Genomic DNA, 23,513 nt, shown 5'->3' on the forward strand with positions numbered 1-23,513 from the left:
TCAAGACTTGATTCTACGCCAACCTGTAGAAAACTATCCTTATGCCTGACTTATGCCTGAATTACCAGAAGTAGAAGTCACCCGCCGCGGTGTCGCGCCCCATATCGAAGGCCGTATCGTGCGCGACGTAGTGCTGCGGCGCGACGGCTTGCGCTGGCCCTTCCCGGAAGACTTGCCGGCCCTGCTGGCAGGCCGCCGCATCATCGCAACCGATCGGCGCGGCAAATACCTGCTGCTGCAATTCGAGCATGGCACGCTGATCATCCATCTGGGCATGAGCGGACACTTGCGCGTGCTGCCGACTGGCATCCCGGCGGAAAAACATGATCATTTCGACATGGTGGTGGAAGGCGCAGATGGCAGGCACGTTCTGCGTCTGACCGACCCGCGTCGCTTTGGCGCCGTGTTGTGGCATTCAATGCAAGATGGCGGGCTGGAAGAACATTTGCTGCTGCGCGGCCTGGGCGTTGAACCGCTTGGGCCCGCATTTACCGGCAAATTGTTGTTCGAACAGACACGCAGCCGCAGCGCCGCGATCAAGCAAGTGTTGATGGCAGGCGACATTGTTGTCGGAGTAGGCAATATCTACTGCTCTGAAAGCCTGTTTCGCGCCGGGATCAACCCGAAAACGGCCGCTAACCGCATCAGCGCAGCACGCTACGACCGCCTGGCCCAGGCCATTCGCGAGGTGCTGGCCGAGGCAATTGTGCAAGGAGGCAGCACTTTACGCGACTTTATCGGTGTAAATGGACAATCAGGGTATTTCCAACAGACATATTTCGTCTATGATCGTGCTGGTGTCCCCTGCCGTCGTTGCGGCGCGCCTGTGCGCCAGATCAAACAGGGACAACGATCCACTTTTTATTGTGTAAATTGCCAGAAATAACGAGAGCAGAATGGTAAGGGACCTCGAACAATACGCCCAATGGCGCCAAGGCGTCATGAGCGCCGTCGCAAACTATCGGGACTGGGTCGTGCAGGCCGACCTGGCCGACGCGTCGACCGAACAGCGCCTGGCGCGCACACTGTCCAAGCTGGCCGACGACAAGCTGTCGGTGGCCTTCGTGGCGGAATTCTCGCGCGGCAAATCGGAGCTGATCAACTCGATCTTCTTCGCCGACTTCGGCCAGCGCATCCTGCCGTCCGCAGCCGGCCGCACCACCATGTGCCCGACCGAGCTGATGTACGATCCGGCCTACCCGGCTTGCATCCGCCTGCTGCCGATCGAAACGCGCGCCGAAAACCTGTCGACCAGCGATTACCGCGACGACCCGCACGCCTGGCACGTGCTGCCGCTGAACCTCGATTCCGCGGAGCAGATGCAGGAAACCTTCAAGCAGGTCAGCCTGACCCGCCACGTGCCGGTGGAGGAAGCCAAGCGCTACGGCCTGTATGACGAGAACGATCCCGATATGCCGGTTACGCTGGACAACGACGGCCTGGTCGAGATTTCGCAATGGCGCCACGCCATCATCAACTTCCCGCACCCGCTGCTCAAGCAAGGCCTGGTGATCCTCGATACGCCTGGCCTGAACGCCATCGGCACCGAGCCGGAACTGACGCTGAACCTGATCCCGCACGCGCACGCCGTGCTGTTCATCCTGGCCGCCGATACCGGCGTGACCAAGAGCGATATCGAAGTGTGGCGCACCCATATCGGCAACGGCGCCGGCCGCATGGTCGTCCTGAACAAGATCGACTCGATGTGGGATCCGCTGAAAACCGAAGAAGAAATCGAAGCCGAGATCGCGCGCCAGCGCGAACACGCGGCGCACATGCTGGGCCTCGATTCGCGCCAGGTGTTCCCGGTGTCGGCGCAAAAAGCGCTGGTAGGCAAGATCACCGGCGACCACGAACTGGTGCACAAGAGCCGCATGAAGCAGCTGGAAAGCGCCTTGTTCAATGAAATGATCCCGGCCCGCAAGGACATCATCCGCCGCCGCCTGGGCGACGAGCTGCAGACGCTGAGCGGTTCGCAATACGCTTCGCTGTCGGCCAAGACGCGCGGCATCGTCGAACAGCTGCTCGAGCTCAAAGGCCTGCGCGGCAAGAACCAGACCGTGATCGCGCACATGGCGCGCCGTGTCGAAGCGGAGAAGAAGGAATTCGACGAGAGCCTGTTCAAGCTGCAGGCCACGCGCGCCGTGTTCACACGCCTGTCCACCGAGCTGTATTCCAGCCTGGGCATGGACGTGCTGCGCGACAGCCTGGTCAAGGCGCGCGCCGGCATGCAGTCGAGCCGTTTCACCACCGGCCTGCGCGATGCGATCGGCACCTACTTCGATACCATCCATGCCAACCTGGATGAATCGCAGCGCAAGGTCGACGAAATCCGCAACATGATGGAAACCATGTACAAGAAGTTCTCGGCGGAGCACGGCCTGTCGCTGGCGATGCCGATGGCCTTCTCGCTGGCCAAGTACCGCGACGAGATCAACGAGGCGCATAGCATCTACGAGAAGCAGTTCGGCACCGCGACTATGCTGACCACGTCGCGCGTGGTGCTGATGGAGCGCTTCTTCGATTCCGTGGCCTCGTCCGTGAAGCGCTGCTTCAAGGCGGCCAATGCCGACGCGGACGCCTGGCTGAAGGTGATCATGGCGCCGCTGGAAGCACAGATCCGCCAGCATAAGGAACAGCTGAAGCATCGCCAGGCGTCCATCGCGCGCATCCACGATGCGACCGATACGCTGGAGCAGAAGATCGAAGCCTTCGAAGCCACGCAGGCCGAGCTGGAAGCGCAGAAAGCCAAGCTGGCTGCGCTGGCTGCGGCCATCAACGAGGCGATTGCCGCCGAACCTGTCGTGCTGGAGGCAGCGGCGTAATTGCAGTACGAAGATCCAAGCTTTGCCGCCACGCTGGTCGCGTGGCAGAAGGAACATGGCCGCCACGGCCTGCCGTGGCAGAATACTCGCGACGCCTACCTGGTGTGGCTGTCCGAAATCATGCTGCAGCAGACCCAGGTTTCGGCAGTCCTCGGCTATTACGCGCGTTTCCTTGAGCGTTTCCCCACCCTCGCCTCGCTCGCTGCCGCTCCCGTCGAAGACGTGATGGCGCAGTGGGCCGGCCTGGGCTACTACACCCGCGCGCGCAACCTGCATCAATGTGCGCAGCGCGTGATGGCCGAATACGGCGGCGAGTTCCCTTCCGATCCGGCCTTGCTGGCCGAACTGCCAGGCATCGGACGCTCCACGGCGGCTGCCATTGCCGCCTTTTCCGCCGGCCGCCGCGCCGCCATCATGGACGGCAATGTGAAGCGCGTATTCGCGCGCGTGTTCGGCATCGACACCTATCCCGGCGAGCGCAAGACCGAAGAAGCGATGTGGGCACGCGCCGAAGCGCTGGCGCCTGCCGAAGGCATCGAAGCCTACACGCAAGGCTTGATGGACATGGGCGCCACGCTATGCACGCGCAGCAGCCCTTCCTGCGAGCGCTGCCCGATGGCACCGCGCTGCGTGGCCTTCGCCACCGGCCGCACCGCTGAACTACCGGTCCGCAAGCCGAAGAAAGCCACACCGGAAAAAGTAGCGCACATGCTGCTGATCTTTGATCGCGGCCAGGTGCTGCTGGAACAGCGCCCCGCAACGGGTATCTGGGGCGGCCTGCTGTCGCTACCCGAACTGGCCGGCCACAAGGCGCAAGCCGACGCCCCCGAGGATGCGGCCGTGGCCACCGCTGTGCAATCCTTCGGCGCAATGGAGTCCCTGGAACGCCTGCTGCCGGTGGTGCACATCTTCACGCACTACAAGTTGTATATCCACCCGCTGCTGGTCACGCTCTCCACCCGCGCCGCGTTGGCAGGCGACGGCCGCTATACCTGGCTCGACGCCGCCGCGATCCCCGGCGCCGCCCTGCCAGCCCCAATCAAGAAACTCCTGCTCGACCTGCTCGGCGAGCGCAGCCAAGCAAGGATGTTCTGAGCGCGCTCAGTTAATAAACAATTTCGCGATACTCAGCGCAGTCCCGATGACGCTCACGACGCTGGCTGCCATCGCGCCAATGACCCATTTGATCAGGCGCGTCTCCATACGCGCCATCTGAGTTTCCATGCGCACGATCTGAGTTCCGAGGTGCGCGATGTCTTCCTTGGTCGCGTAATTGGACATGATGACTGCGACATTTTGCTCAAGCACAGCAAAGCGCCGTTCGTACATCAGCTTGGTATCGTCCTCGTCATCCACCATGGCGGCTCCCAAGTCCCATCATGGACCCTGCGCGCTACGCTTTCAAGCAAGCCCAAGCGCGAAAGCGCTTGAGGTAACGCAAACTTAGCGTAGGCGGCGGGTCAGCAGGTTACTGATGGGACGGGCAAAGAACAGCAGCATGAAGGCGGAGTTGGCGATGCCGACCACATGGCCGGCCACCACCACGGTCGCGATGGCGATCACGATCATGATGCAGGTGCGGGTGCAGGCTGCAATATAGGTCGCCTTGTCCATCGGATGGGCGCACAACTCCGGGTGGCGGTAGATGCGGGTGGCAACCAGCAGCGAGCCGATGGACATCAGGCACATCACGCTCGCATACACGACTTGCGCCAATTGGGACAGGTAGCGGCTGTTGACGGCGGAAGCAAACGGCAGCAGGCTGGCGCCCGCCAGCAGCAGGATCGTGTACCACAGCAAAGGGGTGTCCACATGGCGCACATAGCTGTACAGGCGGTGGTTGGCGGTCCAGTAAAGTGCCAGCACGCCGAAGCTCAGCACCCATGAAATAAAGGTCGGCGCCAGCTCCTGCAAGACACCCAGTAATTCGGCGTTGCTGTGCGCATTGGCGTGCTCGGGCAAGCGCAATTCGATCACCAGCAGCGTCATCGCGACGGCAAAGATGCCATCGACCAGGGCTTCGATGCGGTGCTTGCTGAGTTGCGGGGCGGCGGCTGCGGCGGCAGGGGCGGTGGCGGTGTCGGTCATGGCTAATCTGGCAAGTTGAGCTTGCCGGAAGATTAACCCGCTACGCGCCGCGACGCAAGGCTAGAGGTTTTCCAGCGAATAGATGCGGCGGTGCTCTGCGATCGCATAGCGGTCCGTCATGCCGGCGATGTAGTCGGCCACGCGGCGCGCCTGCGCCGTCGCGTCGCCGCGTTCCGTGCGATAGTCCGGCGGCAGCAGGGAGGGATCGGAGGCGAACGCTTCATACAGTTCGCGCACCATGCGGCTGGCTTTCACACGCATGCGGTTCACCTTGTAGTGGCGGTACAGGTTCTCGTGCAGGAAGCGCTTCAGCTCCGTGGCGTCCTTGCGCATCGGGTCGGAGAAGCGGATCAGCGGCGGCGCGGCCCGCACGTCATCCATGCTTTGCGGCTTGTGCCCTGCGATACGCTCCTGCGAAGTGACGATCAGGTCGTCCGCCAGCGCGGTGATCAAGCGGCGCAGGGTTTCGTAGATGGCGCGGCGGCCCGCCAGTCCCGGGTGCGCGGCTTGCACCTCGCGCCACAGGCGGCCAAAGAATTCCACCTCCTCCAGCTGGGCGATGGAGATCAGCCCGGAACGCAAGCCATCGTCGATATCGTGGCTGTTGTAGGCGATTTCGTCGGCCAGGTTGGTCAGCTGCGCTTCCAGCGAAGGCTGCGTCTTGTCGAGGAAGCGCTGGGCCACGTCGCCCAGCAGGCGCGCATTGTTGACCGAGCAGTGCTTCAGGATGCCTTCGCGCGTTTCGAACATCAGGTTCAGGCCATCGAACGCGCCGTACTGCTCCTCCAGCACATCCACCACGCGCAGGCTTTGCAGGTTGTGCTCAAAGCCGCCGTGCTCTTTCATGCATTCGTGCAGTACGTCCTGCCCGACATGGCCGAACGGCGTGTGGCCCAGGTCATGCGCGAGTGCGATGGCCTCCACCAGGTCCTCATTCAGCCGCAGGTTGCGCGCCAGTGAGCGGCCAATCTGGGCCACTTCCAGGCTGTGGGTCAGGCGGGTGCGGAACAGGTCCCCCTCGTGATTGAGGAAGACCTGGGTCTTGTATTCGAGCCGGCGGAATGCGGTCGAATGAATGATGCGGTCGCGGTCGCGCTGGAACTGCGAACGCGAGGCGTGCGGCGTTTCGGGGAAGCGGCGTCCGCGCCCCTTGTCAGAATGTGCTGCGTAGGGGGCGAGCGTCTCTTCCATATTACTTGGTGCAGGCAGCCAGGGTTTGCAGCAACAGGTCTTGCGGCGCCGTCGTGATGCGGGCGCTGCCCAGCGGCTCGAGCAGGATGAACTTGATCGCGCCGCCTTCGTTTTTCTTGTCCACTTCCATCAGCTCCAGCCAGCGTTCTGCGCCCAGGTCCGGCGCCACGACCGGCAGGCCGGCAGCGGCCACCAGGTCGCGGATCCGTTGCACCGTAGCCTGGTCGATGAAGCCGAGGCGTTGCGACAAATCAGCCGCCATCACCATGCCGCAGCCGACCGCCTCGCCATGCAGCCAGGCGCCATAACCCATGCCCGCTTCGATGGCGTGGCCGAAGGTATGGCCGAAATTGAGGATGGCCCGCAGGCCGCCTTCGCGTTCATCCTGGCGCACCACGTCGGCCTTGATCTCGCAGGAACGGGCGATGGCATAAGCCAGTGCGCCCTTGTCGCGCGCCATCAGCAGGCCGATGTTCGCTTCGATCCATTCGAAGAACGGTACGTCGATGATGCAGCCGTATTTGATCACTTCCGCCAGGCCGGCCGACAATTCGCGCACCGGCAGCGTTTCCAGGGTGCTGGTATCGGCGATCACCGCCTTCGGCTGGTAGAAAGCGCCGATCATGTTCTTGCCCAGCGGGTGATTGATGCCGGTCTTGCCGCCCACCGAGGAATCCACCTGGGACAGCAAGGTGGTCGGCACCTGCACGAAGTCCACGCCGCGCATGTAGGACGCGGCGGCATAGCCGGTCATGTCGCCGATCACGCCGCCGCCCAGCGCCACCAGGGTGGTCTTGCGGTCGGCCTTGTTCGCCAGCAGCGCGTCGAACACCTTCATCAGCGATTCCCAGTGCTTGTGCTCTTCGCCGTCCGGCAGCACCACTTCGATCACTTCCTTGCCGGCGGCAAGCAGCGGGGCGCGCACGCGCTCCATGTACAGCGGCGCCACGGTATCGTTGGAGACGATGGCGACTTTCTTGCCGCCCACGTATTTGGCCAGCAGGCCGGCGTCGTCCAGCAGCGCCGGGCCGATGGCGATCGGGTAGCTGCGCTCGGCCAGGTCGACGTTGAGCAGGATATTGGTTTGTTCGTTCATAGCGGGCAAAGCCTTGGTCACGCAGTTGGGCGCAGCCTGGCAGGCCAGCGCATCGAGCTGGTTGATGATGTTCTGGACCATCGATTGTACGTTGGGACGGCCGGTATCGATGACCAGGTGGGCCATCGCCATGTACAGCGGCTCGCGCTGCTCCAGCAGTTCTTCCAGTTTCTTGCGGGGATCGGCCGTCTGCAACAGGGGCCGGTTCTTGTCGTGCGCGGTACGGGCCAGGATCGAGCTGATCGAAGCGCGCAGGTAGATGACGGTGCCGCGTTCCTTGAGCAGGGCGCGGCTGCCTTCGTTGAGGATGGCGCCGCCGCCGGTGGCCAGCACAATGCCCTGCTGGCCGGTCAGGTCGCGGATCACTTCCGCTTCCCGGCGGCGGAATGCTGGTTCGCCTTCGATTTCGAAAATCCACGGGATCGAGGCGCCCGTGCGGCTTTCGATTTCATGATCGGAATCGACAAACCGCAAGCCCAGCTTGCGGGCGAGCTGGCGACCAATGGTCGTTTTGCCCGCCCCCATCAATCCAACTAAGTAAACATTTTGCATTCACGCATGATAGCGCAATTCATGCTTACCGCGCCGAAAGCTGGTCGGCCACAATCTTCGGCGTGATGAAGACCAGCAGCTCGGTCTTGTCGTTGGTGCGCGAGTTGGTTTTGAACAGGTAGCCCAGCACAGGGAGGTCGCCCAGGAGCGGCACCTTGGACGTGGAGTTGCGCTCGACTTGCTGGTAGATACCGCCCAGCACCACGGTGCCGCCGTTTTCCACCATCACCTGGGTCTTGACGTGCTTGTTGTCGATCGCGAAACCGGCCCGCGTCTCCTGGCCCACGGAATCCTTGGTGACGTCCACGTCCAGCACCACATTGCCATCCGGCGTAATCTGCGGCACCACATCCAGCTTAAGGTTAGCCTTGCGGAACACGATCGAGGTTGCGCCGGAAGAAGTGGCCACCTGGTATGGCAGTTCCACACCCTGTTCGATGATGGCGGGCGCCTTGTCGGCGGTCACCACGCGTGGGCTGGAAATGATCTTGCCGGTACCATCGGCTTCCAGCGCCGACAGTTCCAGGCTCAGGAAGCGGTTGGCATTCGAACCGAACAGGCTGATCGCCAGGCTGCCAGCGTCGGAGCCATTGATGGCGCCAGCCGGCAGGTTGATGAACTGGGTGCCAAGCTGCGTGACGTTGGTGGCGACGGTGCCGGTGCCGCTGCCGCCGAGAGGGGAAGCAGGATAAGCGCTGCGGCCGCCGGTTTGGGTCGCGCTGATCGCGGCGTTGTGGTTGTTGCCGATACCGCCGACAAAGGAACCACCCAGCTTGGCGCCCAGGTTCTTGGTGAAGGTGTCGGACGCCTCCACGATGCGCGCCTCGATCAGCACCTGCTTGGTAGCGACGTCGGTCTTCTGGATCAGCTTGCGCACTTCCTCAATCTTGGAAGCGATATCGGTCACGAACACCTGGTTGGTGCGCGGCTCGATGATGGCGCTGCCGCGCTTGGACAGTACGCGGTTTTTGCTGTCGCCCGCGCCGTCAATGCCGAACACGGTCTTGAACGCATCAGCCTTCTGGTAGTTCAGCTGGAAAATCTCGGACTTGAGCGGCTCCAGGTCGGCGATCTGGGCTTTCTGTTCCATCACCAGCTTTTCCTTGGTCAGCAGCTCTTCCTGCGGCGCGATCCACAGCACGTTGCCGTTCTTGCGCATGTCCAGGCCTTTTGCCTGCAAGACCACGTCCAGCGCCTGATCCCATGGCACTTCCTTCAGGCGCAGGGTCAGGTTGCCCTGCACGCTGTCGCTGGTGATGATGTTCAGGCCCGAGATGTCGGCAATCGCTTGCAGGGCGGCGCGCACTTCCACGTTCTGGAAGTTGAACGACAGCTTCTCGCCGCGATAGCCCTGGGTGCCTTGCACCAGCTTGTTCGGATTTTCCTTGATCGGCTTGACGTCCACCACCAGCTGGGTATCGCTCTGGTACACGCTCTGCTCCCACAGGCCATGCGCTTCCACGGTCATGCGCACGTTGTCGCCTTGCGGCACGGTGGTGATGCGCGTAACGGGGGTGCCAAAGTCGGTCACGTCCAGGCGGCGGCGCAGGGTTTCCGGCAGGCCGGTCTTCATGAAGTCCACTACCACGCCGGTGGCGGTCTGGCGCATGTCCACGGCCACCTGGTTGTTCGGCAGGTCGATCACCACGCGGCCTTCGCCGTTGGTGCCGCGGCGGAAGTCGATGTCGCGCAGCAATTGCTTGCCGGCCGCCTTGGCCGGTGCCGGGGCGGCGGCGGCCACGGGCAAGCCACGCGCATCAACCGCCTGCGCCACTCCGCCGGAACCGTCAATGGTCAAAATGATCGCCTTGCCGTCGATCGCGGTAGCGTAGTTCAGCGGGCGCTTGAGGTTGAATACCAGGCGCGAACGGTCGCCGGCCTGCACCACATTCACGCTGGCCAGGTCGCCCAGGTTGATGTCCTGGCTGGTCTTGCCAGTGCCGTTGACGGTCTGGCCGAAGTCGAGCGCGATGCGCGACGGGTTGGTGATGGCAAAGCCGATCGGCAACTTTTGCGGCGCGTCCTTCATCCCGATCTTCACGATCACATTGTTGCCTTGCTGGTTGGCCGTGATCGATTCGATCGCGTTGCCTTGCTGTGCCTGCGCAACCACCGCGCTGCCGGCCAGCGCCAGCGCGACGCTGGCTTGGCGGCAAAGGCGCTTCAGGGTGTTGATGGCGATCATTTGGAGCTCTCCTTACTTTCCTGCAGTTCCAGCTTCGACATGCGCTCGACCCAGTCGCCGGCCGCATCCTGAACAATTTCACGCACCGTGATCGCGTCTTCGCTGACCCCGGTGATCAAACCATAATTCTGTCCCACGTACTGTCCCTTCTTGACCTGGTAGACGGTGCGGTCAATCTGCAACAAGCCAAGCACCACATTGTTCTTCTCCATGGTGCCGACCATCTTCATGGCATCCAGCGGGAAGCTTTCGAGGAATTCCTTGCGCCGGTTCTGGTCGGGCGCCTGCGTACCGCCCGGGCGGCCTTTGCCCAGTTCGGTCAGCAGCTTGCTGGAGTTGAACGGATCGAGCACGTCGCCAGCGTTATAGGCGAAGGGCACGAAAGTCTTTGGCTCCGGCAGCGGCTTGACGGTCGGCTTGGTCTGCGCCTCGACTTCCTTCATCCAGCTGCGCACCTGTTGCACGTCGCTCTCGCCGCAAGCGGTCAGCAGCAAGGCGCAGGCGAGGGGGGCGAACTTCTTCATCACTGGTTCCCTCCCTTTTTCTTCTTGTCGTTGGCAACCCTGCGCTGCTCGGCCACTTCTTCCGGATCAAGGTAGCGGAAGGTCTTCGCGGTGGCATTCAGCTGCAGGGTGCCGGGCGGCAGGTCCCTGCCGTCGCGGCCCTTGGTTTCCAGCGAAATATTGTTCAGCGTGACGATACGCGCCATGCCCGCCAGATCGCCGGCAAAGGAGCCCAGGTCGTGGTAGCTGCCGTTGACGCGCAGTTCGATCGGCTGCTCGGCGTAGTATTCCTTGACGTCGACGCGGCTCGGCTTGAACAGCTCGAACGACAGGCCACGGCCAGTGCCGGCATTATTGATGTCCGACAGCAGCGCCGCCATTTCGGCCTTGCCTGGCAGCTGCTTCTCCATCTGCACCACATACTGGTCGACCTTTTCCTTCTGTCGTTTGAGCTCGTCCAGGTTGACTGCCTGGCCCACCTTCAGGGTGTACTCGTCGCGCAGCTTCTGTTCCGCTGCCGCGCCCTGTTCCAGGTCCTCGTACTGTTTCTGCCAGGAGAGGAAATAACCGGCCAGCACTGCCAGCCCCGCCACGCCCACCGCCATCAGGATGCGCGGCACAATCGGCCACAGGCCGGGGTGCAGGCCGTTCAGGTTCCTGAACTGGGCGCTGAGCGATTCGCCTAAATCTTTCAAATCAGTTGCCATGTTTTTGCTCTCAGGACTTGACAGCGGCAGGGCCCTTGGCGCCAGGTTTGGCGCCCGGCTTGCCGTCCGGGTTTTCGTCCTTTTCGCGTGGACGCTTGATCATGACCGACAGCTGGAATTCGACGATACGCCGGGCAGATGCTGCCTTGCCCGTGGGGCCGGCCATGCTGCCGGCTTTGACTTCCACCAGGTCGGGACGTTCCAGCCATGGCGAGTTGCCTGACAGGTTGCGCAGCAGTTCGGAGACGCGCTCCTGCGACTGCGCCGCGCCGGTCAGCGTGACCTTCAGCCCTTCCTGCTTGACGGATTTCAGGAACACGCCGGCAGGCGTCTGGCGCACCAGTTCATCCAACAGGTAGACCGGCTGGTTGCGGTCCGCCTGCAAATCTTCGACCGCTTGCTGGCGCGCTTTCAGCGCATCGATTTCCTGGCGCAGCGTGGAAATTTCCGCGATCTTCTTGTCCAGCTCCACGATCGCGCCTTTCAGCACTTCCTGGCGTTTCTCCTGGATCGACAGCTCGCGCGCGTTGTAGCCGCTGACCATGGCCACAATCGTCACGCCGGCCGCCAGGCCGAGGCCGAGCAGGGCGTAAAAGGCGTTCTTGCGCAGCTTGCGCTTTTCCTCCCGGTGCGGGAGCAGGTTAATGCGTATCATCGGTCGAACCTCCGCATGGCCAGGCCACAGGCCACCAGGTATGCCGGCGCATCGCTGCGCAGCGCATTTTCACGCAAGCCCGAAGCCAGCTGCATGCCCTTGAACGGCGAAATCACCGCGCTCGAAATGCGGGTACGGCTGGCGATCATTTCCAGCAGGCCCGGCAGCAAGGCGCAGCCGCCGGCCAGGAAAATCTGGTCGATCTTGGTAAATGGCGTCGAGGTGAAGAAGAACTGGATGGCGCGCGTCACTTCCAGCGCCGCGCCTTCCAGCCATGGCCCCAGCACGTCGGACTGGTAATTCTCCGGCAGGTCGCCGGCCTTCTTGCGCGCCTCGGCTTCTTCGAAAGCCAGGCCGTAGGTACGCACGATATCCTGGGTCAGCGAGTTGCCGCCGAAGGGCTGCTCGCGTTCGTAGATGGTGGCGCCGTCAAGCATGACGGAAATCTGCGTCGACACGGCGCCGATCTGGAACAGCGCGATCACCTGCCCTGCGCCGGCGTTCGGCAGCTGCGAGGTGACGCGGTCCAGTGCGGCGCGTGCGGCGTAGGATTCGATATCCATGACCGAAGCCTTGAGGCCGGCCGATTCGGCAATCGCCACGCGGTCGTCGACTTTTTCGCGACGCGCTGCTGCCAGCATCACCTCGATGTCTTCGGTGGAATTGGCGACCGGGCCGATCACGTCGAAGTCCAGGCTCACCTCGTCGAGTGCAAACGGGATGTACTGGGCCGCTTCGGATTCGACCTGCACCTCGAGCTGTCCTTCGGTCATCCCGGCCGGCAGCACGATCTTCTTGGTAATCACGGAAGCAGGCGGCATGCCCAGCGCGACGTGTTTGGCGCGCGTGCCGCTTTTCTTGACCAGGCGGCGTACCGCCTCGACCACTTGCTCCATATTTTCAATATTGCCGTCGGCAACCGCGCCGCGCGGTAGTGGCTCCGAAGCATAGCGCTCGAGGCGCAAGCCGTCCTTGCCCACTTCGGACAATTCCACCAGGCGCACGCTCGAGGTGCTGATATCTAAGCCAACCAGCGGGCCCTGGGCGCCGCCAAACAGGGCTTTCAGGTCCAATGACATGGATGCACTCCTGACAACTCCATAGACATTTACATATCCAAATTCGTTTAAAAACCCGTGTTTAGACCGCAAACATGAGACAGTACATTAGATGCTAGCAACATTGTCAGCGCAATGTAAAGGTATTTCTCCAGTGCACCATTGATGTTTTGTGAGCGTTTTGCCACACCCAATGTTGCATTTAATGGCTATCAATTAACTAAGTTGTTTAGTTGCCCACAGTAAATATTTCCTGTTATCACGTGCGCTCAGGGGCCAGGGGCCTCATTTATAATGCCTTTGCATAAACCTACTGAAGCTGGATATGACTGCTAATTCCCCCGAGACCTCGGCCAAGAAGCCGAAGGGTTTCCTGCTGGTGGCCCTGATTTCCCTGCTGGGCCTGATTCTCGCCGGCGTGCTGCTGGTGGTGTTCGGCCTGGCCCTGGCCTACCCCAACCTGCCGTCGCTGGACACCATCACCGACTACCGGCCCAAAATGCCACTGCGCATTTACTCCGCCGACAATGTGCTGATCGGCGAGTTCGGCGAAGAGCGCCGCAACCTGGTGCACAGCAAGGACATCCCCGATGTCATGAAGAAGGCCGTGCTGGCGATCGAAGACAGCAACTTCTATGAACACGGCGGCGTCGACTACTGGGGCATCCTGCGCGCCGCGGTGCATAACGCGACCGGCGGCGCCCGCCAAGGGGCGTCCACTATCACGCAGCAGGTAGCGCGCAACTTCTTTTTATCGAGCGAGCAGACGTTCAAGCGCAAGGCATATGAAGCGCTGCTGGCCTGGAAGATCGAGCAGAACCTGAGCAAGGACCAGATCCTTGAGGTCTACATGAACCAGATCTACCTGGGACAGCGGGCCTACGGCTTTGCTTCGGCCGCCCAAATCTACTTCGGCAAGAACCTGAAAGACATTAGCGTGGCGGAAGCGGCCATGCTGGCGGGCCTGCCTAAAGCGCCTTCGGCCTACAACCCGGTGGTCAACCCGAAGCGCGCCAAGGTGCGCCAGCAGTACATCCTGCAACGCATGGCCCAGCTTGGCTATATTACGCCCGCACAGTACGAAGCGGCCAAGAATGAACAGCTAAAAGTGAAAACGGACAGCAGTGCGTTTGGCGTTCATGCCGAATATGTTGCGGAAATGGCGCGCCAGCTGGTGTACGAGCAGTTCAAGGAAGAGACTTACACGCGCGGCCTGAATGTCTTCACCACCATTACCAAGGCCGACCAGGACGCTGCCTACCTGGCGCTGCGCGCCGGCGTGATGGAGTACGAGAAGCGTCACCCTTACCGCGGCCCGGAATCCTATGTCGACCTGCCGGCCAGCAAGTCCGAAGCCGACGACATCATGGAGACCGAACTGGCCGAGCACCCGGACAGCGACAATATCGTGGCGGCCATGGTCCTGAGCGCCGCTCCCGACAAGGTGGTCGCCAGCACCGCCTCCGGCGAAGAAATCACCATCACCGGCGCCGGCCTGGCCATGGGCAAGAGCTGGCTGTCGGACAAGAACCCGCCGAACAAGCGCATCCGCCGCGGCGCCGTGATCCGCGTCATGCAGGAAGGGAAGGACTGGCAGATCACCCAGATGCCGGAAGTGGAATCGGCTTTCGTCTCGGCCAGCACCGAAGACGGCGCGATCAAGGCCATGGTGGGCGGCTTCGACTACAACCGCAACAAGTTCAACCACGTGACCCAGGCCTGGCGCCAGCCGGGTTCCTCGTTCAAGCCTTTCATCTATTCAGCCTCGCTGGAACGCGGCCTGTCGCCGGCCACCATGATCAACGACGCCCCGATCTCCTTCGACGCCGGACAGACCGGCGGCCAGGCTTGGGAGCCGAAGAACTACGACGGCAAGTATGAAGGCCCGATGACCATGCGGCGCGGCCTGACCAAGTCGAAGAACATGATTTCGATCCGCATCCTGCACCGCATCGGCGCCAAGTACGGCCAGGAATACACCACCCGCTTCGGCTTCGATCCAGAGCGCAACCCGCCTTACCTGACACTGGCGCTGGGCGCGGGCGGCGTGACGCCGATGCAGATGGCGGGCGCTTATTCCGTGTTCGCCAACGGCGGCTACAAGATTTCGCCCTACCTGATCGCCAAGGTCACCGATGCCAACGGCAAAGTGCTGTCGCAGGCCAATCCGGACAAGGCTGGCGACGAAAAGAACCGCGTGATCGACGAGCGCAATGCCTTCCTGATGGATTCCATGCTGAAGGACGTGGTGCGCTTTGGTACCGCAACGCGCGCGCTGTCGCTCAAGCGCCCGGATATTGCGGGCAAGACCGGCACCACCAATGATTCGATCGACGCCTGGTTCGCAGGCTACCAGGCCAAGCTGGTGGGCATCGCGTGGATCGGTTTCGACCAGCCCAAGAACCTGGGCAACAAGGAAACCGGCGGCGGCCTGGCCTTGCCGATCTGGATCGGCTACATGGCCAAGGCGCTGAAGAATATTCCGATTGAAGAGCGGCCGATTCCACCTGGCATCATCTCGCAGGATGGCGAGTACTACTATGCCGAGAATCCGCCGGGCGTAGGGATCGACAGCCTGGAAGGGGCGACGCGCGGCACGCCGGCGGAGGAGAAGCAGAAGGACGCGGTCAAGAACGAGCTGTTCTAAACCCGGCAACCTGGGTCAGACCCAAGGGTCTGACCCAGTCTGTTCAACAGCCTGCGGCTTAGGCCGGTCGGGTCTGACGGGACGGCCATCCGGCTTGGGGCAGACCCTGGTTTGCCGGGTTTTAAGGCGCCACCACCACCGGCGCCCCACCCTGCTCCGTCACAATCTCCGACAACGCCGCATAAAGCTCGGTACCACGCCGCGTATCCGTCCACTTGCCATTGACCTGGCGATAATGGAAACCACCGGAGCGCGCCGCCACCCACAGCTCCTGCATCGGCGCCTGCGAGTTGATGATCACCTTCGAGCCATTCCCCACAAACTCGATCTCCAGCACGTTGCCGCTGCGGCTGCACTCCACATCCACCATATCCTGCTCGCACAAGCGGTCCAGCGACGCCTCGATTGCATCCAGGGTCGCTTCAGCCAGGTCCAAAAATTCCGATTCGGTCATGCTACACTCCAAGATTCCTATCAAGCCCCTATTTTAATCGTGAAGTCCCGAATCGCACTTGCTGTCCTTGCAACGACAGTCCTGTTGGCCGGATGTGGCCAAACCGGCCCACTGTACCTGCCAAAGCCACCCGCCAAACCCGCTACCGCGGGCAAACCGGGCGTGGCACCGCCAGAGGCTCCGGTTCCGTCCACCCCACCAGCATCCCAACAGTAAGCTATGTCCCACTTTGAATACCAGAATGGCGTGCTGCACGCCGAAGGCGTCGCGCTCAGTACCATCGCAGAAAACTACGGCACCCCGGCCTACGTTTATTCCAAATCCCAGCTGACCGGCAATTTCGACGCCTACGCCAACGCCTGCGTCGGCCGCGACGCGCTGGTGTGCTATGCGATGAAGGCCAATTCCAACCTCGCCATCCTGGACCTGCTGGCGCGCCGCGGCGCCGGTTTCGACATCGTCTCGGGCGGAGAACTGCTGCGCGTGATCGCTGCCGGCGGCGACCCGAAGAAAGTGATCTTCTCCGGCGTCGGCAAGAGCGTGGAAGAAATGCGCCTGGCGCTGACCCACGACATCCTGTGCTTCAACGTCGAATCGATCCCCGAACTGCACCGCCTGAACGAAGTAGCAGGCAGCATGGGCAAAAAAGCGCGCATCTCGCTGCGCGTGAACCCGAACGTGGACGCCAAGACCCACCCTTACATCGCCACCGGCCTGAAGGCCAGCAAGTTCGGCGTCGCCTTCGACGACGCACTGGAAACCTACCGCACCGCAGCCGCCCTGCCGCACCTGGACGTTTCCGGCATCGATTGCCATATCGGCTCGCAGCTGCTGGACGACGCACCGCTGCTGGAAGCGCTGGACAAGCTGATTGAACTGATCGACGCACTGGGCGCCGAAGGCATCCACCTGCACCACCTCGACATCGGCGGCGGCCTTGGCATCGATTACGGCGACGGCGCACCAGTACCTGTGGGCGACTACCTGGGCCGCCTGTTCAAGCGCATCGACGCCTGGCGCGCCCAGAAGCACGGCGGCAAGCCGATCAAGGTCATCTTCGAGCCGGGCCGCTCGATCGTCGGCAATGCCGGCGTGCTGCTGACCCGCGTGGAATTCATCAAGCACGGCGAAGAGAAGAACTTCTGCATCGTCGACGCGGCCATGAACGATATGGCGCGCCCCGCCATGTACCAGGCCTGGATGGATATGCAGCCGGTGGTGAAGACCGAGTCCGACGCCGCCATGTTCGACGTGGTGGGCCCGATTTGCGAATCGGGCGACTGGCTGGCGCGCGACCGCGAACTGAACGTCGCGCCGGGCGACCTGCTGGTGATGAAAACAGCCGGTGCTTACGGCATGACCATGGCCTCCAACTACAACACCCGCGGCCGCGCCGTGGAGCTGATTGTCGACGGCGACAAGGTCCACATCGTGCGCCAGCGCGAAAACCCAGCCGACTTGTTCGCGCTGGAATCGGTGATCAAGTAATCCTGCCGGGGCGGCAGCCAACGCCGCCCCTACTCATCCTCCGCCGGATCCGGCTCGAACACTTCCATGCTAGTTTTCGCATCCAGGCAGGATGCCCATGCCACCAGCTTAGCGGTGCCACGGGAGCGCGATTTGCGTTGGCGCAGAAGAAGCTGTCAGCGGCGGGGTGCAGCAACGGCGGGCGAAGCAGCTGCTTTGCTGCGCGCCCACCAGACGCGAATGCCGAGCAGGGCAAGCACGATCAGGCCAAACAGAATTGGCTTGTTGAAGTCATGCTTACCGGCGCGCATCCACCAGAAGTGCAGAATCCCAAGCGGGGCAATCACATACACCAGCTTATGCAAGGCCTGCCAGCGCTTACCGCCCAGGCGCCGCACCATGGCGTTGGTGCTGGTCACGGCCAATGGCACCAGCAGCACAAAGGCTGTGAAGCCGACGGTGATGAAAGGCCGCTTGGCGACGTCCTTCAGCATCTCCTGCACGTCGAAGAAATGATCGAACCACAGGAAGGTGGTGAAGTGAAGCAGCGCGTAGAAGAAGGCGTACAGCCCCATCATGCGGCGCAGTTTGAGCAGCCAGTTCCAGCTGGATATACGCCGCAGCGGTGTGACCGCCAGCGTGATGCACAGGAAGTACAAGGTCCACGAGCCGGTATTGCGCGTGATGTATTGCAGCGGCTCGACCAGCCTGTCGGCCGCTACCAGGTAGGCCAGTGCGAAGAACGGCAGCAGCGCCAGCACGAAGGCGATGGATTTGATGACCGTCAGCTGGCGCGGTGTGGGAGTGAAGGCCATCAGTAGAACTTCTTCAGGTCCATGCCGGTGTACAGCGATGCCACTTCCGGATAGCCGTTGAACATCAGCGTCTTGCGCTTGCGCGTGAAGAAGCCGTCTTCTCCGATGCGGCGCTCGCTGGCCTGCGACCAGCGCGGGTGGTCGACGTCCGGGTTCACGTTCGAATAGAAGCCGTATTCATTGGGCGCCGACTTGTTCCAGGAAGTGCGCGGCATCTCGCGCACGAAGCGGATTTTCACAATCGACTTGGCGGATTTGAAGCCGTACTTCCACGGCAGCACCATGCGCACCGGCGCCCCGTTCTGGTTCGGCAGCACTTCGCCGTACATGCCCACCGTGAGCAGCGCCAACGGGTGATTCGCTTCGTCGATGCGCAAGCCTTCGACGTACGGCCAATCCAGCACGCGGCTGCGTACGCCCGGCATTTGCTGGTGGTCTGCCAGCGTGACAAATTCAACGAACTTGGCATTGCCGGTCGGCTCGACCTTCTTGATCAGCTCAGAGAAGGAATAACCGATCCACGGCACCACCATCGACCAGCCCTCCACGCAGCGATGGCGGTAGATGCGCTCTTCCAGCGGCGCCAGCTTGAGCAGGCTGTCGATGTCGAGCGTCATCGGCTTTTTCACTTCCCCCTCGATCTGCACCGTCCACGGGCGCGTGCGCAGCGTGTGCGCATTCTCGGCCGGGTCCGACTTGTCGGTGCCGAACTCGTAGAAGTTGTTGTAGGTCGTGGCGTCTTTGTAGGCCGTCTGCTTTTCCATGACGGCGAAGGCGGGATTGCGCTTGGCGGGCAGTTTGGCAAGGCCGCCGCCTTGCGCCAGCGCCAGTTCCGGGCCGAGGATGGCGCCCGCAGCGGCCAGCTTGATGAACTTGCGGCGCGATTCGAAAACTTCGCGCGGCGTGATTTCGGAAGGTAAGATCAGCATGGTCAGCTCCAGGACTGGTGCAAGGTAATAGCTAAACCTTACACCAGTTTGCTGAAGCCGATATTAAAGCTTGCCGTAGGAATGCAAGCCTGAGAGGAACATGTTTACGCCCAGGAAGGCGAAGGTGGTCACCACCAGGCCGACCACCGCCCACCAGGCCGAGGCCTTGCCGCGCAGGCCGGACATCAGGCGCATGTGCAGCCATGCTGCGTAGTTCAGCCAGACAATCAGGGCCCAGGTTTCTTTCGGATCCCAGGACCAGTAGCCGCCCCAGGCTTCCGCCGCCCACAGCGCGCCGAGGATGGTGGCGATGGTGAAGAAGGCGAAGCCGATTGAGATCGCCTTGTACATTACGTCTTCCAGCACTTCGCCGCTGGGCAGCCGGTCCGCGAAGGAGCCGCGCACCAGGTTGGTCACGGCGAACAGCGCCACCAGCACGCCAACCTTCATGCTGATCTGGCCAATCGCTGCGGTGGTGGATGCTTCCGCACCGGCGATAAAGGCAATCAGGAAGGCTGCCGCCACGATGCCGATTGGTGCGATGACCAGCGCCAGCCACAGCGTGCGCGAGTCTTCATACTTGAGCAGGTAGGCCCAGGCCACCATCGAGGCCAGGGCAAAGGTGCCGTAGCCGATGAAGTTGGCCGGCACGTGGATCTTCATCCACCAGCTCTTCAGTGCCGGAACCAGGGGCTGGATTTCGGATGCGCCGCGCGCCACCGTGTACCACAGCAGGAAGCCGACCGCCGCCGAGATCACCAGCAGCACGAAGGGGCCCAGCGCACGGGTGGCGTAATGCTCTTCGTAGTAGAGGTAGAACATGGCGGTGATCAGCGAGAACAGCACGAACACCTCGTACAGGTTCGAAATCGGGATGTGGCCGATATCGGTGCCGATCAGGTAAGACTCATACCAGCGCACCAGCATGCCGGTCACGCCCAGCACCACGGCTGCCCAGCACAGGATCGAACCTGCCGCAGCGCCCAGCGCCGAACGGGTAAACATGCCGCCCCAGTAGAACAGGGTCGACAGGAAGAACAGGGTGCTCATCCACAGGATTGCCGATTGGCTGGACAACATGTACTTGAGCCAGAAGCGCGAATCGGCCGCTGCCAGCTGGCCGCCGTACATGGCCACGCCCGCCAGCGCCAGCGCGAAGGTCAGCGGCATCAGCCAGCGCACCGGCTTCCAGTACCAGCCCAAGGCGGCAAAGGCTGGCGCAGAAGCCAGCAGGATGCCCTTCTCGTAATAATCCATGTAGGCGCCGAAGCGGTTGAAGGCGTACAGCGCACCCGCGCACAGCACCAGGGCGAACAGCCAGTCAAAGGCCCCCAGGCGCTTGAAATAGCCCGGCTGCTGGGCATAGATTTGTGTTGCTTCCATTTGCTTTCTCCAAAACCTGGCACCAGCTTACGCCGATTGCGGCAGTTTTTCCTTGAGTTCCTTGAATTCTTTCTCGAAGTCCAGCGTCTTGCGCTGGGTGCTCATCGCCATCAGGGCCTCGGCGCCGCCGCTGCCATCGGCGCCATCCTTGATCCAGACCCAGACGCGGCGCTCACGGATGTAGAACATCGCAAACACGCCCAGCACCAGGAACAGGCATCCAATATACACAACGGTCTTGCCCGGCGAACGGGTGACCTGGAATACCGATGCCTTCACTTCGATATATTCATCCAGCTGCAGGTAGACCGGGGCGCCGTAGAAGAAGCTGTCCGACAGTGCATTGGTGGCCAGTTGCAGGAAGCGGCCGTGGCTCTCGTCCATCGCGGCAGGCGGCATGCCATCCTTTTCGCGCGCGGCCTGCCACAGCTCCCACATCGTGCCATTCAGGATCTTCAGGAAGATCTCGGCGGCCTTGGTCTGCTCGGCCTGCGGCACTTTTTCCAGGAAACGGCTGATGGCGAAGAAGCCGGCGCCCTTGTCGTCGCCGGCGAAGATTTCCAGGCCTTTCAGCGCAGAGGCTTCCAGTTGCGCGCGCAGGGCGTCGCCGGCCTTCGATTGCGGCATGGCTTGCGCGGCGTAGCGCGCGGCGGCCTTCTGGCGCAGCGCGGGGTCCTGCACGGCGGCGCGCAGGCGCATCCACTCGCGTACGCTATGCTCGTCGTCGGCCGGGATGCGCAGGTAGCTGAACGGGTCGGACGGGTTGGCGCGCACGCCGGCCAGGTAAACGGTGTCGCCTTCGATGGTCACCGGCTGCATGTAGTTCTGGAATTCGCGCGCCTGGCCGTTCTTGTCGCGCAGCTTGTACTGCACGGACGGACCGACGTTCTTCAAATCCTTGTTGTGGGCGGTCTTGGCGGCCGAACCGAGCTGCTTGTCCAGGCTGCGGGCGAAAGAGTCGTTCAGGCTCTCGCCCTTGGTGACGGCGCGCGCATCCTGATTGCCAATGTTTTCAACGTTAAAGGGACGGAAGTCGGTCCACTCCACCGTGTAGTCTTCGCTCAGCTTGGTCGTGCCATTCACTTCGCCGGTGAGGTTGAAGGTGCCATTGCCGGTACCCTTCATCGGGTAGCCGAGCAGCTTCAATTTGGTGCCGCCGTCTTCAAAGGACGACTGGTAGATCGCCACGCCTTCGAAGATCAGCGGCTTGTTCACTTCCACCACGGCATCCATGGTCTTGCCGGTCTCGTTCGAGCGCACGGTCACGTGGCTGGCGAACAGCTTCGGCATGCCGGTGCTATAGAAGTCGATATCGAATTTATTCAGCTTGATGGAGAAAGGCAGGTCTTGCAGCAGCACGCCGTCCGGACGTTGCAGGATCGCGGTGTTGCCGGTGGTGCCTTCCGGCAGCGCGATGTTGCCGCGATAAGTCGGATTGTGTACGCCCAGGCGGTGCTTGGCCGGGATGTCGGCAATCAGGCCGGTGCCTTCAAAGGCTGTCTTGCCCAGGATCCATTGCTGGAAGCGGATCGGCAGGTCGGAATCGAGCATACCGCCGATCAGGATGATCACGATCGCGCTGTGGGCAAAGATGTAGCCGAACTTGTTGCCCGCGCCGCGCTTGGCGGTTACCAGGATGGCGCCGTCCTTCTCCACGATCTTGGCGGCATAGCCGGCGTGGCCCAGGCGCTGCGCCGTCTGAAGCGCCAGCTGCTCGCGCGCCACCGGCGACTGCCAGTGGGCCTTGTGATGGAAATTATTGAGCGAAGCCTCGCGCACCTTCTCGCGCCAGCTGCGCATATCCTTCAGCATCTTCGGCGTGTTGTGCACCACACACAGCGAGGTCGACACGACCAGCAAGGCGCACATGGAGACGAACCACCAGGAAGAGTAAATCGCGTACAGCCCCAGCTTGTTGAACACTTCGAACCAGAACGGCCCGAACTGGTTGATGTAGTTCGGCATCGGCTGGCTTTGCTGCACGATGGTGCCGATGATCGCGGCGAAGATGATCACCACGAACAACGCGATTGCGAAACGCATCGAAGACAGCAGCTCGACGGTTTCTGCCACTGGGCCGCGCCGGTTGCGCAGCTGGATTCCGGAAGTGGTTGGGGCGTCGCTCATTGCTAAGGGAAAAAATCAGGAGAATAACAACAAAAAGGGCAGCCTGCTTGCGCGGCCGCCCCTTTTCATGTCCAGTACCGCCCTTGCTGCGGGCGGTGCATCACAATTACTTCAAGCCAGCCATGTAGTCGGCGACCGCTTCGATTTCCTTGTCGGACATACGGTAAGCGATGGCTTGCATTTCAGCGCTGGACTTGCGGGTGCCGGCCTTGAAGGCTTTCAGGGTGGCGGCGGTGTAGTCCTGGTGCTGGCCACCCACGCGTGGGTACATGGCTGGCATGCCGGCGCCGGCCGGGCCGTGGCAGGATGCGCAGGCTGGCACGCGGTTTTCAGCGATGCCGCCACGGTAGATCTTCTTGCCCAGTTCGATGGTGTCCTTGTTCTTGGCAGCGCCGGACTTGCTTGGCTCGGTGTTCAGGTAGGCGGCGATGTTCTTCTTTTCTTCGTCGGTCAGCGCCTTGGCGAAGGCGGTCATCACGGTGCCTGGACGGGCGTCGGTGGTGAAGGCCACCAGCTGTTTGTAAACGTAGGCTTCGCCCTGGCCACCCAGTTTAGGGTTGACGGTGATGGTCGATGCACCCTTGGCGCCGTGGCAGGAGACGCATGCCGGAATACCGCGTGCGTTATCGCCTTCTGCAAACAGGGTGGCGCCTTTGGCTGGATCAGCCTTGGCGGCGGCAGGAGCGTGTGCTTCATTGGCGGAAGCCACACCGGTAACAGCCAGCATTGCAACGAACAAGGATTTTACAAATGGCGAAAACGCACGATTCATTCAGACACCCTGGGACAGAAGTAAGTTATTAGTGATAGAGGAATCATTGCAATATAGCA

At 62.0% G+C, this 23,513-nt stretch carries 21 protein-coding genes; 6 read left to right on the forward strand and 15 right to left on the reverse strand.

The window, feature by feature from the left end; genetic code table 11:
- Window positions 1-52: 52 nt before the first annotated feature.
- Genes mutM through mutY form a run of 3 tightly spaced genes read left to right on the forward strand, consistent with a single transcriptional unit; the run spans window position 53 to window position 3,920 of the window.
- The gene (mutM, locus tag GM658_RS03285; protein ID WP_155452593.1) at window positions 53-886 is read left to right on the forward strand and encodes a bifunctional DNA-formamidopyrimidine glycosylase/DNA-(apurinic or apyrimidinic site) lyase; all 834 of its coding nucleotides are present in this window, start codon (window positions 53-55) and stop codon (window positions 884-886) included.
- A 10-nt stretch (window positions 887-896) separates the two neighbouring features.
- Window positions 897-2,825, forward strand: a complete 1,929-nt coding sequence (locus tag GM658_RS03290) for a dynamin family protein (RefSeq protein ID WP_155452594.1) — start codon at window positions 897-899, stop codon at window positions 2,823-2,825.
- On the forward strand, window positions 2,826-3,920 hold the full coding sequence (mutY, locus tag GM658_RS03295; RefSeq protein WP_155452595.1) for an A/G-specific adenine glycosylase: 1,095 nt from the start codon (window positions 2,826-2,828) through the stop codon (window positions 3,918-3,920).
- 6 nt (window positions 3,921-3,926) lie between these two features.
- On the opposite strand, the gene GM658_RS03300 is transcribed toward mutY, so the two are convergent.
- From GM658_RS03300 to GM658_RS03340, 9 genes are all read right to left on the reverse strand, one after another.
- Window positions 3,927-4,184 carry a hypothetical protein gene (locus GM658_RS03300; RefSeq protein WP_155452596.1) on the reverse strand — a complete coding sequence of 86 codons (258 nt, stop codon included), beginning with the start codon at window positions 4,182-4,184 and terminating at the stop codon, window positions 3,927-3,929.
- An 84-nt stretch (window positions 4,185-4,268) separates the two neighbouring features.
- The gene (locus tag GM658_RS03305; protein WP_155452597.1) at window positions 4,269-4,913 is read right to left on the reverse strand and encodes a TMEM175 family protein; all 645 of its coding nucleotides are present in this window, start codon (window positions 4,911-4,913) and stop codon (window positions 4,269-4,271) included.
- Window positions 4,914-4,973: 60 nt separating this feature from the next.
- Window positions 4,974-6,104, reverse strand: a complete 1,131-nt coding sequence (locus tag GM658_RS03310) for a deoxyguanosinetriphosphate triphosphohydrolase (RefSeq protein WP_155452598.1) — start codon at window positions 6,102-6,104, stop codon at window positions 4,974-4,976.
- A gap of 1 nt (window position 6,105) precedes the next feature.
- On the reverse strand, window positions 6,106-7,725 hold the full coding sequence (gene aroKB / locus GM658_RS03315) for a bifunctional shikimate kinase/3-dehydroquinate synthase AroKB (protein ID WP_371865030.1): 1,620 nt from the start codon (window positions 7,723-7,725) through the stop codon (window positions 6,106-6,108).
- A gap of 52 nt (window positions 7,726-7,777) precedes the next feature.
- On the reverse strand, window positions 7,778-9,937 hold the full coding sequence (locus tag GM658_RS03320) for a type IV pilus secretin PilQ (RefSeq protein WP_155452600.1): 2,160 nt from the start codon (window positions 9,935-9,937) through the stop codon (window positions 7,778-7,780).
- Window positions 9,934-10,461, reverse strand: a complete 528-nt coding sequence (locus GM658_RS03325) for a pilus assembly protein PilP (RefSeq protein ID WP_155452601.1) — start codon at window positions 10,459-10,461, stop codon at window positions 9,934-9,936. The genes GM658_RS03320 and GM658_RS03325 overlap by 4 nt, the downstream gene beginning before the upstream one ends.
- The gene (locus GM658_RS03330) at window positions 10,461-11,147 is read right to left on the reverse strand and encodes a type IV pilus inner membrane component PilO (protein WP_155452602.1); all 687 of its coding nucleotides are present in this window, start codon (window positions 11,145-11,147) and stop codon (window positions 10,461-10,463) included. Before GM658_RS03330 ends, GM658_RS03325 begins: the two co-directional genes overlap by 1 nt.
- A 10-nt stretch (window positions 11,148-11,157) precedes the next feature.
- Window positions 11,158-11,802 (reverse strand): PilN domain-containing protein, encoded by a 645-nt coding sequence (locus GM658_RS03335; protein ID WP_155452603.1) that lies wholly within the window; start codon window positions 11,800-11,802, stop codon window positions 11,158-11,160.
- Window positions 11,799-12,881 carry a pilus assembly protein PilM gene (locus tag GM658_RS03340; RefSeq protein ID WP_155452604.1) on the reverse strand — a complete coding sequence of 361 codons (1,083 nt, stop codon included), beginning with the start codon at window positions 12,879-12,881 and terminating at the stop codon, window positions 11,799-11,801. Before GM658_RS03340 ends, GM658_RS03335 begins: the two co-directional genes overlap by 4 nt.
- A gap of 304 nt (window positions 12,882-13,185) precedes the next feature.
- Here GM658_RS03340 and GM658_RS03345 point away from each other — a divergent pair, with 304 nt between their 5' ends.
- The gene (locus GM658_RS03345; RefSeq protein WP_155452605.1) at window positions 13,186-15,507 is read left to right on the forward strand and encodes a penicillin-binding protein 1A; all 2,322 of its coding nucleotides are present in this window, start codon (window positions 13,186-13,188) and stop codon (window positions 15,505-15,507) included.
- A 121-nt stretch (window positions 15,508-15,628) separates the two neighbouring features.
- Here the strand turns inward: GM658_RS03345 and cyaY are convergent, their stop codons facing one another.
- Complete coding sequence (gene cyaY / locus GM658_RS03350) at window positions 15,629-15,961, reverse strand: iron donor protein CyaY (protein ID WP_155452606.1); 333 nt, start codon at window positions 15,959-15,961, stop codon at window positions 15,629-15,631.
- A gap of 39 nt (window positions 15,962-16,000) precedes the next feature.
- Here cyaY and lptM point away from each other — a divergent pair, with 39 nt between their 5' ends.
- Window positions 16,001-16,177 (forward strand): LPS translocon maturation chaperone LptM, encoded by a 177-nt coding sequence (gene lptM, locus GM658_RS29740; protein WP_371865022.1) that lies wholly within the window; start codon window positions 16,001-16,003, stop codon window positions 16,175-16,177.
- Window positions 16,178-16,180: 3 nt separating this feature from the next.
- Window positions 16,181-17,449 carry a diaminopimelate decarboxylase gene (gene lysA, locus GM658_RS03360; protein WP_155452607.1) on the forward strand — a complete coding sequence of 423 codons (1,269 nt, stop codon included), beginning with the start codon at window positions 16,181-16,183 and terminating at the stop codon, window positions 17,447-17,449.
- A 155-nt stretch (window positions 17,450-17,604) separates the two neighbouring features.
- On the opposite strand, the gene msrQ is transcribed toward lysA, so the two are convergent.
- From msrQ to GM658_RS03385, 5 genes are all read right to left on the reverse strand, one after another.
- Window positions 17,605-18,243, reverse strand: coding sequence for a protein-methionine-sulfoxide reductase heme-binding subunit MsrQ (gene msrQ, locus GM658_RS03365; protein WP_155452608.1), 639 nt, complete (start codon window positions 18,241-18,243; stop codon window positions 17,605-17,607).
- Entirely contained in the window at window positions 18,243-19,172 is a 930-nt protein-coding gene (gene msrP, locus GM658_RS03370) for a protein-methionine-sulfoxide reductase catalytic subunit MsrP (protein WP_155452609.1), read from the reverse strand. The genes msrQ and msrP overlap by 1 nt, the downstream gene beginning before the upstream one ends.
- Before the next feature lie 63 nt (window positions 19,173-19,235).
- Window positions 19,236-20,555, reverse strand: a complete 1,320-nt coding sequence (gene ccsB / locus GM658_RS03375; protein WP_155452610.1) for a c-type cytochrome biogenesis protein CcsB — start codon at window positions 20,553-20,555, stop codon at window positions 19,236-19,238.
- Window positions 20,556-20,582: 27 nt separating this feature from the next.
- Entirely contained in the window at window positions 20,583-22,682 is a 2,100-nt protein-coding gene (locus GM658_RS03380) for a cytochrome c biogenesis protein ResB (protein ID WP_155452611.1), read from the reverse strand.
- 106 nt (window positions 22,683-22,788) lie between these two features.
- A complete protein-coding gene (locus GM658_RS03385) occupies window positions 22,789-23,454 on the reverse strand; it encodes a c-type cytochrome (protein ID WP_155452612.1) in 666 nt (221 codons plus the stop codon).
- Between the last annotated feature and the right edge of the window lie 59 nt (window positions 23,455-23,513).

Source organism: Massilia eburnea (genome assembly GCF_009720745.1).
GTDB classification, from domain to species: Bacteria; Pseudomonadota; Gammaproteobacteria; order Burkholderiales; family Burkholderiaceae_D; genus Rugamonas; species Rugamonas eburnea.